The organism is Pseudodesulfovibrio nedwellii (assembly GCF_027923765.1).
Classification (GTDB): domain Bacteria; phylum Desulfobacterota; class Desulfovibrionia; order Desulfovibrionales; family Desulfovibrionaceae; genus Pseudodesulfovibrio; species Pseudodesulfovibrio nedwellii.
Genome location: NZ_AP026709.1, coordinates 577,842 through 595,695 on the forward strand (window position 1 = coordinate 577,842; position 17,854 = coordinate 595,695).

Here is a 17,854-nt window from a genome sequence, read left to right on the forward strand (position 1 = left end):
GGATAAACGAGGATAGAGATGCTTTTTATTGATCAAGTTGATATCATAGGGAAAAAACTACTCTTTCGCGTCGACTTCAATGTCCCTCTTGAAAGTGGCGTAATTACTGACGATAATCGCATTCAAGCGGCCATTCCAACCCTCAAATATGCCTTGGACAAAGGGGCTTCGATCATCCTTTGTGCGCATTTGGGTAAACCTAAGGGTAAGGTTGTGCCGGAGTTGTCTCTGGCTCCTGTGGCAAAGCGTACGAGTGAACTGCTTGGAGTGGACGTTGAGCTTGTACCCGGCCTGTTGAGTGAGCTGGCAGGGGAAAAGGCGGCTGCGCTCAAGCCTGGGCAGGCGATCATGCTGGACAATCTTCGTTACAATCCCGAAGAAACCGGAAAGACGGCAGCGGAGCGCGGCGATTTTGGCCACAGACTTGCTGCTCTTGCAGATATATATGTTAATGATGCTTTTGGCGTTGCCCATCGTGAAAATGCTTCCGTTGTGGATATTCCCAAGTTTGCTCCAGTGAGTTGTGGCGGATTCCTTTTGAAAAAGGAACAGGAATTTCTTGGTGATGCTTTGAAGAATCCAAAGCGTCCATATGTCTGTGTTTCCGGTGGAGCCAAAGTGTCCACCAAACTGGGGATATTGACCAATTTGCTTGGTAAGGTTGACGACATCATTATTGGTGGTGCCATGGCCAACACTTTTATGCTGGCCAAGGGCTATGAAGTTGGTAATTCCCTTGTTGAAAAGGATTTGGTTGAGGATGCCAGGTCGATTATGGATAAGGCTGAATCTATGGGGTCAAAGCTTCATTTGCCTGTTGATTACATCTATGCAGCTTCGCATGACGCAGTCGAGGCCGGTGGTATTTGTGCGGCTGATGAAATTCCTTCTGATTCTATGGTGTTGGATATCGGGCCGGAAACCGTTAAGTCCTTTGTCACTGTTCTTGGCCGATCTAAGACTATTGTTTGGAACGGTCCCATGGGACTGTTTGAAACTTCTGCCTTTGCCAAGGGGTCTTTGGCTGTTTGTGAAGCCATAGCCAACCTTGATGATGCGCTCAGCATTGTAGGGGGTGGTGATACGGATGCCGTTGTTCATTTGATGAACCTTGCTGACAAATTTAGTTTTATTTCAACCGGAGGCGGATCGTTCCTTGAATTTCTTGAAGGTAAGGAACTGCCTGCTTTTACAGCATTAAAGGAGGGCTTGAACTCATGAAGAAACTCATGGCTGCCAATTGGAAGATGTACAAGACCTGTGATGAAGCCAGATCTACGGCAGAGGAGTTGGTCAAATTGACGGCTACGAATCTTCCGGCTGATCGGGAGGTGCTTGTTTTTCCGCCCTTTACTGCTTTGAAAGGTGTGGCAGATGCTTTGGCTTGGCAAGAAGGCTTCTTTGCTGGTGGGCAAGACTACTATATAGAAGAAGAGGGTGCTTTTACCGGAGAAATTTCTCCGAAGATGTTATTGGATGCTGGGGCTGTATATGGTCTTACTGGTCATTCTGAGCGTCGGCATATTTTGGGTGAGGGTGATGAGTATATCGGTAAAAAGACAGCCTACGGGCTTGCCCGTGGCCTCAAGGTCATTTTGTGCGTCGGAGAGAAGATCGACGAACGAAAGGGTGGAGAAGTAGAAGAGGTTCTTGAGCGACAAATTCGTGTTGGACTGAAAGATGTTCCGACAGATGTTGCTCCGGATCGATTGAGTATAGCCTATGAACCCGTGTGGGCGATCGGCACAGGAGAAGTGGCAGGACCTGAAGAAATTTCAGCAGCCCACGGATTTGTTCGGAAAATACTTATTTCGATCTTTGGAAATAATGCTAATGAAATGAGGGTTTTATATGGAGGGAGTGTCAAGCCAGGCAATTGTGCCGAGATTATTGCGCTTGACAATGTCGACGGAGTGTTGGTAGGAGGCGCGAGCTTAGAGGGCGAAAGCTTCAGTCAGATTGTTTTGGCCTGATTTAGCGCTTGTTAATGTGGAATAAGAGAAGGATATAATTGTGGATACCTTGGTCATAGTCATTCATGTTTTGGCTTGCATCTTTTTGATCGGTGCAGTAATGCTGCAGTCCGGCCACGAGGGGATGGGAGTCATCTTCGGCGGCGGAAGCAGTTCAATGTTCGGTAGCTCCGGTGCAGGCGGACTCCTGGTGAAAGTTACCGCGGGCCTGGCAACGGTTTTCTTGATTACCTCTCTTGGGTATAATATCCTGAGCGGTAACAAAGTAGCCGATCAAGACTCCATCATGTTGCAGAGCAACACGGTAGAGACAACTGCTCCGGCAGAGCCGGCCAAGCCGGGTATTACATTCCAGGATTCTGGAGACGCCAAGAGCGAATAGCTCAAAGCATATATAGTGCCGAGGTGGTGGAATTGGTAGACACGCTGTCTTGAGGGGGCAGTGGAAGAAATTCCGTGGGGGTTCGAATCCCCCCCTCGGCACCACGATATTAAAAGGGTTGTAGCTAATAAGCTGCAACCCTTCCTCTTTTGGTTTTATTGGTTCAATAAATATATCTTGTTTTTGTTGATCAAATACTTCGTCGTGAGTTTTTATCTCATCTTTACCTTAAAGGTAACATCTATTACTTTCATCTATCTCTGGATTGAGTCATTTGCTTTTGGGGAGCAAATTAACGGTTTGAAATTGATGATTTTATGTAGTTTTAATAAGTTGCAGGTGTGACACCATGGTTTCCTTTGAAGATGGCAGTTACGAGAACGAAACTTTTGAAGAGTTTGTCTGGAACGAAGATCTTGAAGATATTGAATTTTACAATTGCACTTTTAAAAATTCGTCTTTTCAATCCAGCCGTTTTATAGAATGTAGTTTTGATAGCTGTGAATTTATTCGATGTAATCTGTCTCTCATTGAGATTAAGTACACATCTTTTTTAGATGTCAAATTTACCGATTGTAAGATGTTGGGAGTGAGTTGGGGAGGAGCAGGCGGCTTTCTTTCTGCGTCATACGATGGTTGTCTTATGAATAATAATATTTTTGCCGACATGAACCTCACGCGATTCAAATTTTCATCTTGTTTTTTAGTCGAAGCATCGTTTTCCAATGTGAAAATGAGACATTCGGTATTTGATGATTGTGATTTACGTCAGTGTCAGTTTCATCAAGCTGATTTGAGCTTCGCAGATTTTACAACATCCCGTAACTATTACATGAACGCTACGAGCAACACACTTCAAAAGACATTATTTTCATTGCCTGAAGCTGTTTCGTTGCTCGCCAATCTCGATGTTGTCCTCAAGTAGAATATGAAGACCTTTTTATTGTCCTTCTGTTAGCCACTGAGGGCGTTTGGGGTACAACAACGTGTTATGTGCTTCTACATCCCTTTAAGCGTTTTGGGCCCCGTTCTGCGTAGATTATGCACGACGGGCTTTTCTTCGTCTTTCACATCTCAATTTTACTTGAAGTGACCATTTTATGTGTCGACAAAAAAGGTATAATTGAGATTTTCCCTGAGATTATGTTACAGATTGGGCAGATCGAAGGAGAAGGTATGAGGGCGTTCATTACGAGTTTATTGGTTTTACTATTGTCGATGAGCCTTTGTTCTACAGTTTTAGCTGGTGAAGTTTGGCGAATCACATCGCTTGATTGGCCGCCATACTCCGACAGTAAGGTTTTAACTCAGGGGAAGTCGATCCAAAAACTTAAGAAATTGCTTGAAAAAGAAAGTATTGAACTTGTTGTAGAATTTTATCCGTGGGCGCGAGCCCGTGATATTGCTCTCCAAACAGAATACATAGGGTATTTCCCTGCTTGGCCAGAGGAAGTGGAGGAGGGCTTTATAGCATCATCTCCCGTTGATTGGTCGGAAATTGCCGTAATGACTTATGCTGGATCCGGTCTTGAGTGGACTGATATGGACGCTCTTTTCCAGGTCAAGGTTGGTCTTGTGAAAAATTATGAATATCCAGAAATTGTCGCCTCTCTTGCTCGTAAATGGTCAAAAAATGTCGATGCGACACCCGACGAGATGGCTCTTTTGCGAAAGCTCGCAGATGAACGAATTAAGGTTGCCATTACGAGTCCGTCCGTTATGTTGTATCTCGCAAGACAGTTGGACATTGATAATATCCGTGTTTTGAAAAGAATCTGTAGAAATCCACTTGTTATGGCATTCAAGGATACTCCGGAAAATATGAAAAGACTGCGTTTGTTGGACAGGATGATTCAGAATACGCCGAGAGAGGACTGACGATTCGACAAAGGGTGAAGAATCAGTCTGTTATCTTTTATATATCAAAAATCGTTGTTGAGTCGGTTTTTTTGAGAAAATGGTATAAAAAATGAAAAAATCGTCTTAATTCCCATTTTTTAGTTGACTTTTTCGGTAGATAGGTCAAAAGACTCTTCCGGATGAAGTGCCGAGGTGGTGGAATTGGTAGACACGCTGTCTTGAGGGGGCAGTGGAAGAAATTTCGTGGGGGTTCGAATCCCCCCCTCGGCACCACGATATCAAAAAGGGTTGCAACCTACAGGTTGCAACCCTTCCTCTTTTTTCTGTTGAAATTTACAGAGTTAATTTGTTGCCTGCACGATGTCGGTTATCGCTTTGTACAATGTCTCGATATTTACGGGTTTTGCTTGATAGGCATTCATTCCGGCTGCAAGGAATGTGTCTACATCTCCTGTCATGGCATATGCCGTCAGGGCGATGATTGGAATGGCTCTGTTGGTATTACCTGCTCTTCCTTTCCGAATGGCTTTTGTTGCTTCTACTCCATCCATTATCGGCATTTGGATGTCCATGAGGACTAGATCGAATGAAGATTGGCGAAGAGCTTTTAATGCCTCATTACCATTTTCTACCACCACGACATCCGCACCGTTTTTTGCCAAGAGTCGAGATGCAGCAAGACTGTTGATATGTTCATCTTCAGCCATGAGTATCCGCAGGTCTTTCAATGTCTGGGCATCCTGTATCACAACACTCCCAGGTTGTTTGAGAGGATGGACTGTTTCGTCTGTTTTGGAGATGTCCAAGAAACAGGTGAAGTAAATCGTTGTTCCTTTCCCTACAACGCTTTCCACGGCAATGTTACCTCCCATGAGGGTAACAAGGCGTTTCGTTATGACCAATCCTAGTCCTGCACCCTGATGATCTCGTCGATATCCTTTGCTGACTTGTGAAAATGGTTGAAAGAGAGTGCTGAGTTTGTCATCGGGGATACCGACGCCGGTATCGGCAATGATGAAAAGGATTTTACACTTGTCAGGATCAGTGGTTGTCAGAGGGGAAAGTGTTATGGAGACTCCCCCCGACTTGGTGAATTTCAAGGCATTGCCGACCAGATTTACTAACACTTGTAGAATTCTGGTTTCATCTCCCAACAATTGATGCGGTAAAGAAGAAGAGATGGAGTGGCGTATGGTCAACCCTGATTGTTTGAGAGTAGGGTAAAACAATTCTTTGATATTATTAAGTATATTTTCAAGATTGATTGGGGAATTCCTGATGAGCATCTTGCCTGCTTCGACTCGTGAAAGATCAAGGATATCAGAGAGCAGGTGCGAAAGGCGTTGAGGTATGCCGTTGAGCGGAGTCCGTACCTCGTGACTCATGTTTGCAAGAAATTCTGATTTGGCCTTGTTAGCTGCCTCAGCTTCATTTTTGGCAGAGAGAAGTTTTTTTGGGAGAATATGTCGATGCAATCCGATAGCAAAAATATCTGCCAACGATTGAACATCTTTAAGAATTTCATCCGTATATTCTTGGTCTGCATTAGCGAGCGATATTTGTCCAAATATTTTGTCGCCGTATATTACAGGAATGGACATGAAGTTGTACAATGGCAGATGTTCGTCTGGCAGTCCTGTTGCCGCAGGATGCGTCTTTGGCGAGTTTGTGTAAAAGGCTTTTCGAGTGTTAAGACTATGTCCCCACAAACCTTCATATCCATTAGGCTCTTTGGATAATATTATGGGAGTATCTGGTGATATGGGGGCAGCAACATCGTCGGCCATGTTGGAGCCTGTATGAATTATGTTTGCTTGACTGGTCGGGTCAATGGAACTGACATACCCTTTACTGCTATTACTTATTATAAGAGATTTATGATAAACTTTTTGAGCAATATCGTTGATATTGGCACTGTCTTGGAAAAAGACTCGGACGATTTGAGCCTTTGCGTCGTTTAAGATGGATTCGTGGACTGTTTCTTTTTGGGCCTGCTCTCTTGCCTTTTGCGAGCGGCGTAATGAACGACCACCAAGGGCGAGGAAATCCACTCCTAGAGCCCAAATTGCTGGAATGCCAGTATATATCATCATCCGCTGACTGGCTGTGAAGATCAATATGTTTGTTAATGGGACTTTGACGCTGACGCCTTCACGAATATCACCGATTTTGTAGCCTTGGTGCGCATGGCATTTTAAACATCCTTCTTCTGTTAGCATCGGTTTCATGAGCCGAAGGTAGGATGTCCCATTTTCCTTTATAATTTCGCCGATCTCATTTTTCCATTTTTCGAATTCAAAGAGAGCGTGCTGTTCCCATGGATCGGCCTTGTTTCCTGGCCGCAACGGATTCAGGCTTGTGATATGGCCAACTATGCCGAAAAGTTGGGAGTAATGTTCATTGAGTTGGCGAATCATATACGCCGGATTCATGAGCGTCAGGTACTTTCCAGATTGGGTCGAAATGTCCCGTTCTGGAAGATGAGATAAGTACGGATTGGGGGGTGTTTCTTTTGTCGCAGGAACATATATTCCGCCGTGAATTGTGGCCCAGAGCCTGAAGGTTTGATCTTTATTGAAAGCTTCCCGACCTTTTACGAAGGCGAGATTGGTTGTCGTTTCTTTGAGTAAAACATCACCCATGAGACCAAATATGAGATTGGCAAATGTCCAGAATACGATAAGCACAAGAGCTTGATTCCATATACTTTTTCGCCAAGATCGTAAAATGGACTTTGTTATGGGCATCTCTATTCTCTTTGATTGTGCAAGCTGTTGTTTGAAAAATATCGATCATGCAAATCATATGGCGTTGTGACTATAATTTTAATGTTTATATATTGGTTTGCATTAAATCTGATCAATGCTTTGCGAGTTTAAGAGTGAAGCAGTTTTTGCCGTGTTTGTGGTATTGTTAAATAGATTTTGAGAATTTTATGAGTATAAAAATGAAGGCTGACAATTTATCATTAGTGTTTTGGGAGGAGGATTCTGAGGACAAAAAGAGGGGATTGGAATTAAAATTTAATTGATGATTATCATACTGAACACCCCATCAAAGTATGTAAAAAATTGATTGGTCAATCAGTTAATTTAAATATTTTTTAAAATATATAAATTTTACAAATGCTTAAGTGAATACTTTTTTCTAGCCTTTTAGTCTTATTGTGATATCGTGCACTCGTTTTCAAGGCAGATAATTTTGAATATATAATTTTCAAGCTAAGGACAGTATCATGAAACGTATGAGTATTTTTTTAGTTTTCCTTATGGTGATAGGTTTAAATTTTAGCACAACCAGTGATCTTCAGGCTGCCGGACCGCACATAGTTACAACCGTAGCTGAAGCTAAGGCTTCTGGTATTGATGCAGAGGTTGAACTGAGTGGGCGTATTGTCAAAATGATTCAGGATGATAAATTCTTGTTTTCTGACGGAACAGGGGAACTGTTGGTTCTTATTGATGGCAAGATGCAGGATTTGAATTATGAGAATGCCAAGGTTGTCGTTTCTGGCCTGATCGCTCAGAATTTTATGTATACAGAAGTGAAAGCCGATTCTATCGCGGTTCGTTAAAAAAAATATACCAAATCGAAAAGGGGAGCCTCATCTGGAGGCTCCCCTTTTTTTATGAGAATGGCCCTTTCGTTTTGATACGAAAGGGCCAACAAGAGGCTTGCAGGTCCGAAAGGACTGACTTTAGACGATGTGGATTGCGGTCACATTTACTTCAAACCTCGTGTTTTTTTATTGCGTCAGCACGGTGAGAGGGGCGTGCTGACGTTTTCCTGTTTATCTCCCATCATCGCAGGCATTGCCTCCGTCTGGACGGGAGTGTTCAGCTGTGTTCGTTGATTCACAGACATCTGATTCATCTTCAGGAATTTGGAATTCTGCTGCTGCCATGTATTGAAGTTGGGAGTAGCGTTCCATGTAGTCTTTTTCGATGTTTTTGCGCAGATCGAGTGAGGCTTCCGGGTGAAGTTTTTCGAGAAGAGCGTATCTGTTCTCGCCGGACAGGAAATCCTGCAATGTGCCGTCGGGCGCCTTCGATTCGAGCATGAAAGGATTTTTGCCTTCCTTAATCAAATTCGGATTATAACGGTACAGCGGCCAATAGCCTGAACTTACAGCGAGCTTCTGCTCCTGTTGGGTTTTCCCCATACCTTTTTTGATCCCCTGATTGATGCAGGGAGCATAACAGATGATTAAAGACGGCCCGTCGTATGCTTCGGCTTCAGTGAAGGCCTTGAGCATTTGCTGTTTGTCCGCGCCCATGGCGACCTGAGCAACATAAACGTAGCCGTATGTCATTGCCATGCGGCCAAGGTCTTTTTTCCCGGTGCGTTTACCTGCTGCGGCAAACTTAGCGATGGAGCCAAGCGGTGTTGCCTTGGAGGATTGCCCGCCTGTGTTCGAGTAAACTTCTGTGTCCATGACTAGAATGTTGATGTCCTCACCGGATGCCAACACATGATCGACGCCGCCGTACCCGATGTCATATGCCCAGCCGTCACCACCGAAAATCCAGACGGATTTTTTGGTGAGGAGGTCTGCCATTCCCGCAATTTCAGTGAGAGTTTCATCGGTTTCATTTTTGATAGTTTCAAGGATCTTATTGCCCCATTTAGCTGATTCAGCAGGATTATTTCTGTTCACCAGCCAACCAGCCATGGCAATTTTTGCCTCGCTGTTGACGTTATTCATAATGGCTTTTCGCATGAGGATTCCCAATAGGTCGCGTCGGTGGGAAACAGCCATGTCGATTCCGAAACCGAATTCGGCAGCGTCTTCAAATAGTGAGTTGCCCCAGGCTGGACCATGACCATTTGCATTGGTGCAGTATGGTGTGGTCGGAGCACTTGCACCCCAGATAGAGGAACAACCCGTTGCGTTGGCAATGACCATTCGTTCGCCGAAAAGCTGAGTTAACACTTTGACGTAGGGAGTCTCACCACATCCTGAACATGCCCCAGAGAATTCCATGAGAGATTGGCGGAACTGGCTTCCTTTCACTGTTTGTCGCTTGAAGGCGTCTTTATAAATCACAGTTTCAGAGAAGTTGAAGTTGTCCACCTGCGTGCCCGTTTGGGTTGCAATGGGTTTCATGACGAGTGCTTTATCCTTGGCCGGACAGATATCGGCGCAGTTGCCGCAACCAAGACAGTCGAGAGTGTTGACTTGTAAGCGAAAGTGTAATCCTTTGATATTTTTACCTTTGCCATCAAGAGTCTCAAATGTGTCAGGTGCTGATTTCATCTCTTCATCGGATGCGATGACCGAACGTAGGGCAGAGTGGGGGCAGACAAATGCGCATTGGTTACATTGGATGCAGTTGTCAGCAATCCATTCTGGAACCATAATCGCCACGCCGCGTTTTTCATATTTTGATGTGGCGACAGGCATGGTGCCGTCAATGGAGAAAGCGGAAACCGGCAGTGTATCGCCTTCTTGACGGAGAACGGGGCGCATGACGTTTGTGATGTATTTGGGTTCTTCAATGGGTGTTGTCTGTGTTTCAGGCAGCTCCAGCCATGCGTCGGGCACATCGATTTTGACGATGGCATTCACGGCATTGTCGACAGCCGCGTTGTTCATGTTAACAATCTTTTCGCCTTTTTTACCGTATGCTGTTTGGATGCCTTGTTTGAGCAGAGTGACTGCCTGATCAAAGGGAATAACGTCTGCCAGTTTGAAGAACGCGGTCTGCATAATCATGTTGATACGGCCACCAAGTCCAACTTCTCCGGCAATTTTAACAGCGTCAACGGTGTAGAATTGCAGTTTTTTTCGTGCGATTGTGCGAAGCATCTCGGCCGGGATTTTTTCGACCATTTCATCGTTGGTCCAAGCGCAGTTGAGTACGAAGGTGCCACCATCCTTGATGCCTTCTAATACGTTATATTGGTTAACGTAGCTCGGATTATGACAGGCAATATAGTCAGCCGCAGTGATGAGATATGTTGACTGGATCGGTTTTTCACCAAAACGGAGGTGGGAGATGGTGATGCCTCCTGACTTTTTGGAGTCGTAGGCAAAATAACCCTGCGCGTACATGTCCGTGTTATCACCAATGATTTTGATAGCCTGTTTATTGGCACCGACTGTTCCGTCTGAGCCTAGTCCCCAGAATTTGCACTGTACGGTGCCGTCGGGTGTGGAGTCCTTGATGGCGACCGTGGGCAGGGATGTGTTGGTGACATCATCTTCAATGCCCAACGTGTAGTGTGTTTTCGGTTTAGGCAGAGTCATATTGTCGTATGCGGCTTTAACCATACCTGGAGTGAATTCTTTAGAGCCGAGACCATAACGACCAGCGAGTACGTTCAAGGTACTGCCTTGCTCACTGAGAACCGTACGAATGTCTTGATATAGCGGATCGCCCAATGCGCCGGGTTCCTTGGTCCTGTCGAGTACTGTAAGTGTCTTGGTCGTGGTCGGAAGTATTGACAGGAAGTGCTTTGCGGAAAATGGACGATACAGACGGACTTTAATCAAACCGACTTTTTTACCGTCACCAGTAAGTTTATTGACGACTTCCTCAATGGCTTCACATGATGATCCCATGGCAACGATGATATTTTTTGCGTCTGGTGCTCCAACGTAATCAAAGGGTTTGTATGCTCTTCCAGTGAGTGTCGTGACCTTGTTCATGTACTCTTCAACGATACCGGGAATTTTATCATAATATGAGTTTGATGCTTCGCGACCCTGGAAGTAGATATCCGGGTTTTGTGCTGTTCCGCGAATTTCCGGGTGTTCGGGGTTCATGGAACGAGCTCGGAAAGCTTGAACTTTTTTCATATTTACCAGTGGTTTCATGTCGTCATAGTCGATGACTTCAATTTTCTGGATTTCATGGGATGTTCTGAAACCATCAAAGAAGCTTATAAAGGGCATACTGCCTTCGATGGAAGCCAGATGTGCCACAAGCGAAAGGTCCATGACTTCCTGAACACTGGCCGCGGCGAGCATGGCAAAACCAGTTTGTCGTGAGGCCATTACGTCCTGATGGTCACCGAAGATGGACAGGGCGTGCGCTGCAATGGCTCGTGCTGACACATGGAAAACACAGGGAAGCAGTTCTCCAGCAATTTTGTACATATTCGGGATCATGAGCAACAGCCCCTGAGATGCCGTGAAAGTTGTGGTCAACGCACCTCCGGCCAGACTGCCGTGGACTGAACCTGCAGCACCGGCTTCGGACTGGAGCTGTCGAATCTTCACCTTTTGGCCAAATATATTTTGTCGTCCTTGTGCAGTCCATTCATCGGCTATTTCACCCATGGTGGATGAAGGGGTGATCGGGTAAATGGCTGCAGTCTCGCTCATCGCATAGGCGACATGAGCAGCAGCGGTGTTGCCATCCATCGTTTTCATCTTTTTCGACATGATTTACTCCGTTGATTTCTGTAAAGGTCTGTTTCTTTTTATTATATGTAAACGCTCGCTGTAGACCGTTTTTTGGGTCGCAAGTGCTATTTCCAATTCCTCATTGGTCGGAACAATCAAGATGTCTATGGCACTTCCTTGGGCATGAATCTTTCGAGTGCCGTTCTTTCTTTTGTCGTTTTTCGTGTTGTCCAGTGAGATTCCCAGATGATCGAGGCCGTCACAGACCGCTGCTCGTGTATAGGCGTCATTTTCTCCGATTCCAGCGGTGAAGACGATGGCATCAACAGAACCAAGGATGGCAAGATAGGAGCCGATTGTTTTTTTGACCCGATAGGTGAACATTTCAAATGCGAGTTCTGCATCCGTATTACCAGATTCACGTGCCGTGTGGATGTCGCGCATGTCGCTTTGACCGCAAATGCCGACTAAACCGCTTTGAGTGTTAAGCATGGTATTGATTTCGTTCACGCCAAGCCCTCTGTTTTTGGCGAGAAAGGCGTAAATGGCAGGGTCAATATCGCCGCAACGTGTCCCCATCATTAAACCGGCAAGAGGTGTCAGCCCCATGGTTGTATCTACGCATTTACCATTCTTGACCGCCGCCATGGAGCATCCGTTACCAAGGTGGATCGTAATCAGGCTGGTGTTATCAACGGTTTTGTCGAGGTGGTCAGCTGCCGCTTTGGTGACATATTTATGTGATGTCCCATGAAATCCGTATCTGCGAATCTTGAGAGACGTGTATAGCTCCATGGGGAGTGGATACATAAACGCTTTGGGAGGCATGGTCTGATGAAATTCCGTATCAAACACAGCCACCGCAGGTGTGTCTGGGAATAGTTCCATCGCAGTTTCGATGCCGGTCAGGTGGGCCGGATTGTGAAGTGGCGCCAGCGGAACTAAATTTCGAATTGATTTGATAACGTCTTTTGTTATCAACACCGGCTGGGAAAATTCGTCAGCGCCTTGAACAATTCGATGACCCAAGGCGTCAATCTCATTGAGAGAATCGATAACACCCCATTCATTTCCGGTGAGCTTTTTGACCATGATGCGCATGGCTGCTTTGTGGCTGAGGATTGGAATATCTTCAGTGTCTTTCGCATCAGGCCATTTTTGCGGATTGGAGATTTGGGTTACGGTACCCATTCTTTCGCCGATACGTTCGATGACACCGGTAGCGAGGACGCATTCCGTATTCATGTCCAGCAGTTGATATTTTAATGAAGAACTGCCGCAGTTGATGACGAGAATTTTCATTTATACATCCCTCTCTGCCTGAGCCTGAATAGCTGTGATAGCCACTGTATTAACGATGTCACGGATGTGGCATCCTCGACTCAGGTCATTGACCGGTTTGTTGAGTCCTTGCAGAACAGGACCGATTGCCATGGAATCCGGGACGGATCGTTGTACGGCTTTGTAAGTGTTGTTGCCTGTATTTAGGTCAGGGAAAATGAAGACTGTTGCCCGTCCGGCAACGTTGCTTTCAGGCATTTTTGTGCGGGCGACATCCATATCGACTGCGGCATCATATTGAAGAGGGCCTTCAATTGGGAGGTCCAGTCCTCTTTCTGCAGCCAGTTCACGGGCAATCCGGGTCGCTTCGATAACTTTTTGAACGTCTTCGCCTGAACCTGATTTTCCGGTGGAGTAAGATAACATGGCAACATAGGGATCAACTCCGAATAGACGAGCTGTTTCTGCGGAACTTAATGCTATTTCAGCTAATTGTTGCGCATTGGGGTTGGGATTAACCGCGCAGTCACCAAAGACCTGTACTCGGTCTCCCACACACATCAGGAATATGCTTGAAACAATGGAAGCGTCCGGTTTGGTTTTGATAAATTCGAAAGCGGGGCGGATGGTTTGGGCGGTGGTGGTCACCGAGCCTGACACCATGCCGTCAGCGTCGCCGGCCTTGACCATCATGGTCCCGAAATAGGTGGGATCACTCATGCGGTCTCGAGCATCCTCCATACGGATGCCTTTATGCTTTCTGATTTCGAAATAACGGTTGGCGTAGTCTTCGAAATAGTCGGATTTGGCAGGATCAATGCATTGGGCACCATTGAGGTTGACTCCGAGCGTGGAGGCCTGTTGGTGGATAATGTTAGGGTCGCCGAGCAGGGTAATATCTACAACATTGCGGCGTTGTAATATCTCTGTTGCTTGAAGAACGCGGTCACTTGTTCCTTCAGGCAGGACAATGTGTTGGCGGGTTGTCTTCGCTTTTTCGATGAGGTTGTACTCGAACATGAAAGGCGTGACCTTGTGTGATTGGGTCGTGCCCAGTCTTTTTCGCAATTCTTCGGTGTCAACGCATGACTCGAATAGGCCGATTGCTGAGGCAATCTTGGCTGGATGCTCCGGGTCGATGGTGCCATGAAGTCCTTGTACTATTTGTGTTGTTTTGTATGTGTGGTCTTTGACGCTCAGTATAGGCAGGGGAACACCGGTCCAGCCTTCAATCAATCTGTGGATTGTCTCTGACGGTTGTAGATCGCCCGTCAGTACAATGCCGGCAATATCGCCATAGGATGACGATTGGCGTGAAGTGATGCTCGCAAGGATAATGTCAGACCTATCGCCTGGAGTGATGATCAGACTGCCGTCCTCAACATATTTGAGGAAATTGCTGATATGCATGGCCGCAGTGACAAAGTTGTCCACCTGGGTTTCCAACCTGCCATGTCCGTAGAGGACTTTGGCGTCGAGCCATTTGATGACATCATGTATGGTGGGATTTCCAAGCCGTTTGTCGTCCGGGATAATATACGCTAGCAAAGGATGTGTGGCATGCGTTTTGGAGGTGATTTCATCAAGGATACTCTTGGGAATATCTGGGTCAGCACGGTTGATGACCAGTCCCAAGACTTCCAATCCTTTGGCTTCGAAACTTTCAATAGTCCGTTGAGCCGCGCCGGTAATTTCTTGTGCTGTGGTGTTTAATCCATTGACAACCAGTAGAACCGGGCAACCGAGGTTGGACACGATTGATCCGTTGACCTCGTATTCAAAAGTTTCATTGCCCCCGATGTAATCAGTGCCTTCACACAGAACAAAGTCATACTCTTTTTCCAATTCCTTAAATTTGTTCAGCGTATTTTCCAATAACAGGGAGCGTTGGCCTTCATTGAGCAGACGACGAGCTTCACTTAGTGTGTAGGCGTAAGTCTGATCATATTCCATATCCAGTTTGAAGTGCCTGAGAATCAGATCAATATCGTGGTCCCGGCCATTTTTGACAGGGTCGTTGATGATAGGGCGGAATATGGCCACGCGTTGCACATTGGCACGTAGTAGTTGCATTATGCCGAGAAGAATGGCGGATTTTCCGCTTCGCGCTTCGGTTGCTGCAATATAGAGACTCTTTGACATAACTTTTCTCCATGAAAGGCCGGGTGGGAGGAGGAGGGTATCTGCGTTTATGCAGACACCCTTCCTGAATCATGCACCGAGTAGGTCTTGGGGTGATAGGGCGTCATGATGTCCTCCAGAGCCAGGGTATGGTGTTCTACCTTTTGAATGCGTCGCCAATGAGGGATCGATCATCAAAGGTATTGTTTTTGTCGTAGCAAATCAGTCCGCACTGTAGGCATCGGTTGGATTCGGCAAGAGCTTCTTCTTGACTGAGTGCACCTTCAACTTCATTGAATGAGCAGTTCCTGTCATCGCCGTGGCAGAGATGTGGCATTATGGCCCGATTTTGGCGTTCAACTTGGTCGATTTCTTTGAATAAGGTGTACGGAATCATTTCAGTCTGCATGGTTTCCGGTATGGGGATGTCGCCTTGCTGCATGAAGTAATGCATGGAGCGGGCGGCCTTTCTTCCATCACCAATGGCCGAGATTACGAGATCTGGGCCTGTATAGACATCGCCAGCGGTGAAAACTCCCGGAATGATGGTTTCAAAGGTTTTTTCATCTGCCACGATGGTTTGCCAACGGGTGGTTTCGAATTGACAGGTTTTTTCATCGCCATCTTCATAAAGACAGCTGAGGTCAGGTTTTTGTCCGATGGCAGGAATGATTAGGTCTGCGGACATAAGAGCTTCTGAACCTTCTTTTTTGATTGGACGACGTCTGCCTGAGTCATCAGGTTCGCCCAGTTCCATTTCATAGTATTCAAGGTGTGTTGCTCTGTCGTTTTCGTCGCCGACGACACGGGCTGGAGCGGCCAGAAATTTGAAATCAACGCCTTCTTCTTCGGCACCAATGATTTCTTCCATGTTGGCGGGCATTTCCGCTCTGGTGCGTCGATACATGAGTGTGACTTTCGCTCCCAGACGGATGCAAGTTCTGGCTGCGTCAATGGCGGTGTTTCCGCCGCCGACAACGATGACGTGTTTGCCGACTTCTGGTTTTTGGCCCAGAGCATGAGCTGTGAGAAATTCGATACCGCCCATGACACCTCCAAGGTCTTCGCCTTCGGCGTACATGCCGCTGGCCTGCCATGCGCCGATACCAAGGAAGAATGTTTCGTATCCTTCTTTTTTGAGTGATTCGATGGTAAAATCCACGCCAAATTTGGTGTTGAGCTTAGCTGTGACACCGAGGTCCAAAATTCCCTGTATTTCCCAATCCAGATCAGCCTTGGGCAACCGATATTCTGGAATACCGTATCTGATCTGTCCGCCGAGTTTCGGCATGGCTTCAAATATAGTTGGGCTGTGCCCCAGTCTGCGGAGGAAGTAGGCACAGGACAAACCGGCAGGTCCGCCACCGATGATAGCGACTTTTCTACCGGTGTCCTGAGCACATGGTATGGTCAGGTGTTTGCCGGAACGGAGTTCCCGATCAGCAACAAACCGTTTGAGCATGTTGATACCGACTGGATCGTCCACAAATTGTCTGCGACATTCGGTTTCACAAGGACGAGGACATACGCGACCACAGGTGATAAGAAGGGGGTTTCTTTCCTTGATGGTCATGACGGCGCCGTCGAAGTCGCCTTCTTTTATTTGTTGAATATATTTGGGGATATTAATTTGTCCGGGACATTTCTGTCGGCACGGGGCCAGACAATCCGTTGTCTGGTTCAGGTGTAACAGGTGGGCTGACATGCCGGAAACCGTGATGACGCCGCGCGGACATGCATCAACACAATTGCCACAGGCCTTACATTCTTCCGGGTCAATGACAGGGAGTCCGTCAGGGCTCATATGAATGGCATTAAAGGGACAAGCACGAACACAGGACCCGAGGCCAAGACAGCCTTCGGGGCATGTCTTTGACCCGCCGTAAAGTTGGTGGGCGGCCCGGCAATCAAGAGCGCCTTCATAGTGAAAGCTGTTTTCTGCGCGAATGCCACCTGTGCAGTCCCGGATAGCGAGCTCTGGTTCACGTTCGATGACTTTTTGTCCCATGATACCTGCGACGGCTTTGCTTGTATCAGCATCGGCTACGATACAAACGGACGCCGGAGCTTTGCCTGCAACAATGGCCGCTGCTGCGCCTGAGCATCCCGGGAATCCGCAACCGCCACAATTGGCGCCGGGTAGATTATCTTCAATGAGGCTTATACGTGGGTCTTCTTTGACGTAGAGCAGCTTGGAGGCAATACCCAGAATCCCTGCCGCCCCAAGTCCGATGCCGAAAAGAGTCAATCCTGATGTCACTATCATGTCAGTATTTCCTGTCTTTATTATTTGCGGCTTTTTTAGATCATGCCTTTGAATGCGAAGAATGCGAGCGACATCAGTCCGGCCATCACCAGTCCGATAGGTGTGCCGCGCATGGCGATTGGGAGCCTGCGTACTGCCAGTCGTTCACGAATTCCGGCCAGAAGAACAAGTGCGACCAGAAAACCCATGCCTGAAGCAAAAGCGAACATGACAGACTTCATCAGGCCGAATTCCTCACGTTGACATATGAGGGCAATACCCATGACTGCGCAGTTGGTTGTGATGAGGGGAAGAAAAATTCCCAGAGATTTGTACAGTGGCGGGACCATCTTTTTGAGGAACATCTCAACAAACTGAACAAGTGATGCAATGACCAAAATGAAGGCTAATGTTTGAAGGTAGCCCAGTCCGAAGGGGATGAGAACGTGCCGTTGTACCAGCCATGTAATGGCTGTCGCCATGACGGCGACGAAGACCACAGCTCCACCCATACCTATGGCAACGCCGGATTCCTTGGAAGTTCCAATGAAAGGGCAGTTACCGAGATATTGTGCCAGTACGATGTTGTTGACGAACATCGCACCTATGAAAAGAAGGAAGAATTCCTGCATGATAGTATC

12 protein-coding genes and 2 tRNA genes are annotated in these 17,854 nt (G+C 46.7%); 8 read left to right on the top strand and 6 right to left on the bottom strand.

Annotated elements, in window-relative coordinates; all coding sequences use genetic code 11:
* Window positions 1–18: 18 nt before the first annotated feature.
* From SYK_RS02800 to SYK_RS02830, 7 genes are all read left to right on the top strand, one after another.
* Window positions 19–1,221 (top strand): phosphoglycerate kinase, encoded by a 1,203-nt coding sequence (locus SYK_RS02800; RefSeq protein ID WP_281762101.1) that lies wholly within the window; start codon window positions 19–21, stop codon window positions 1,219–1,221.
* Window positions 1,218–1,973 carry a triose-phosphate isomerase gene (tpiA, locus tag SYK_RS02805; protein ID WP_281762102.1) on the top strand — a complete coding sequence of 252 codons (756 nt, stop codon included), beginning with the start codon at window positions 1,218–1,220 and terminating at the stop codon, window positions 1,971–1,973. Before SYK_RS02800 ends, tpiA begins: the two co-directional genes overlap by 4 nt.
* 40 nt (window positions 1,974–2,013) lie before the next feature.
* Entirely contained in the window at window positions 2,014–2,355 is a 342-nt protein-coding gene (gene secG, locus SYK_RS02810) for a preprotein translocase subunit SecG (protein ID WP_281762103.1), read from the top strand.
* A 17-nt stretch (window positions 2,356–2,372) separates the two neighbouring features.
* Window positions 2,373–2,459: transfer RNA gene (locus SYK_RS02815), tRNA-Leu, on the top strand.
* Between the two features lie 245 nt (window positions 2,460–2,704).
* Complete coding sequence (locus tag SYK_RS02820) at window positions 2,705–3,280, top strand: pentapeptide repeat-containing protein (protein ID WP_281762104.1); 576 nt, start codon at window positions 2,705–2,707, stop codon at window positions 3,278–3,280.
* A 116-nt stretch (window positions 3,281–3,396) separates the two neighbouring features.
* Window positions 3,397–4,233 (top strand): type 2 periplasmic-binding domain-containing protein, encoded by an 837-nt coding sequence (locus tag SYK_RS02825; RefSeq protein WP_281762105.1) that lies wholly within the window; start codon window positions 3,397–3,399, stop codon window positions 4,231–4,233.
* Between the two features lie 168 nt (window positions 4,234–4,401).
* Window positions 4,402–4,488, top strand: a tRNA-Leu gene (locus SYK_RS02830).
* A gap of 68 nt (window positions 4,489–4,556) precedes the next feature.
* On the opposite strand, the gene SYK_RS02835 is transcribed toward SYK_RS02830, so the two are convergent.
* Window positions 4,557–6,962 (bottom strand): ATP-binding protein, encoded by a 2,406-nt coding sequence (locus SYK_RS02835; RefSeq protein WP_281762106.1) that lies wholly within the window; start codon window positions 6,960–6,962, stop codon window positions 4,557–4,559.
* Between the two features lie 488 nt (window positions 6,963–7,450).
* Here SYK_RS02835 and SYK_RS02840 point away from each other — a divergent pair, with 488 nt between their 5' ends.
* A complete protein-coding gene (locus tag SYK_RS02840) occupies window positions 7,451–7,789 on the top strand; it encodes a NirD/YgiW/YdeI family stress tolerance protein (RefSeq protein ID WP_281762107.1) in 339 nt (112 codons plus the stop codon).
* Between the two features lie 216 nt (window positions 7,790–8,005).
* Here the strand turns inward: SYK_RS02840 and nifJ are convergent, their stop codons facing one another.
* The 5 genes from nifJ to SYK_RS02865 form a co-directional block, all read right to left on the bottom strand.
* On the bottom strand, window positions 8,006–11,605 hold the full coding sequence (gene nifJ, locus SYK_RS02845) for a pyruvate:ferredoxin (flavodoxin) oxidoreductase (RefSeq protein WP_281762108.1): 3,600 nt from the start codon (window positions 11,603–11,605) through the stop codon (window positions 8,006–8,008).
* A gap of 3 nt (window positions 11,606–11,608) precedes the next feature.
* Entirely contained in the window at window positions 11,609–12,868 is a 1,260-nt protein-coding gene (locus SYK_RS02850) for an acetate/propionate family kinase (protein WP_281762109.1), read from the bottom strand.
* Window positions 12,869–14,989: a phosphate acetyltransferase gene (gene pta, locus SYK_RS02855; RefSeq protein WP_281762110.1), complete on the bottom strand. Its 2,121-nt coding sequence runs from the start codon at window positions 14,987–14,989 to the stop codon at window positions 12,869–12,871.
* Between the two features lie 136 nt (window positions 14,990–15,125).
* Window positions 15,126–17,234, bottom strand: coding sequence for an FAD-dependent oxidoreductase (locus SYK_RS02860; RefSeq protein WP_281762111.1), 2,109 nt, complete (start codon window positions 17,232–17,234; stop codon window positions 15,126–15,128).
* Between the two features lie 35 nt (window positions 17,235–17,269).
* Entirely contained in the window at window positions 17,270–17,845 is a 576-nt protein-coding gene (locus SYK_RS02865; RefSeq protein ID WP_281762112.1) for an electron transport complex protein RnfA, read from the bottom strand.
* Between the last annotated feature and the right edge of the window lie 9 nt (window positions 17,846–17,854).

What these genes read in the sequence shown, in the direction of transcription:
- SYK_RS02835 (WP_281762106.1), bottom strand. Translation starts at nt 6,962, where the DNA reads ATGCCCATAACAAAGTCCATTTTACGATCTTGGCGAAAAAGTATATGG.
- nifJ (WP_281762108.1), bottom strand. Translation starts at nt 11,605, where the DNA reads ATGTCGAAAAAGATGAAAACGATGGATGGCAACACCGCTGCTGCTCAT.
- SYK_RS02825 (WP_281762105.1), top strand. Translation starts at nt 3,397, where the DNA reads ATGCACGACGGGCTTTTCTTCGTCTTTCACATCTCAATTTTACTTGAA.
- SYK_RS02820 (WP_281762104.1), top strand. Translation starts at nt 2,705, where the DNA reads ATGGTTTCCTTTGAAGATGGCAGTTACGAGAACGAAACTTTTGAAGAG.
- pta (WP_281762110.1), bottom strand. Translation starts at nt 14,989, where the DNA reads ATGTCAAAGAGTCTCTATATTGCAGCAACCGAAGCGCGAAGCGGAAAA.
- SYK_RS02860 (WP_281762111.1), bottom strand. Translation starts at nt 17,234, where the DNA reads ATGATAGTGACATCAGGATTGACTCTTTTCGGCATCGGACTTGGGGCG.
- SYK_RS02865 (WP_281762112.1), bottom strand. Translation starts at nt 17,845, where the DNA reads ATGCAGGAATTCTTCCTTCTTTTCATAGGTGCGATGTTCGTCAACAAC.
- SYK_RS02850 (WP_281762109.1), bottom strand. Translation starts at nt 12,868, where the DNA reads ATGAAAATTCTCGTCATCAACTGCGGCAGTTCTTCATTAAAATATCAA.
- tpiA (WP_281762102.1), top strand. Translation starts at nt 1,218, where the DNA reads ATGAAGAAACTCATGGCTGCCAATTGGAAGATGTACAAGACCTGTGAT.
- SYK_RS02840 (WP_281762107.1), top strand. Translation starts at nt 7,451, where the DNA reads ATGAAACGTATGAGTATTTTTTTAGTTTTCCTTATGGTGATAGGTTTA.
- SYK_RS02800 (WP_281762101.1), top strand. Translation starts at nt 19, where the DNA reads ATGCTTTTTATTGATCAAGTTGATATCATAGGGAAAAAACTACTCTTT.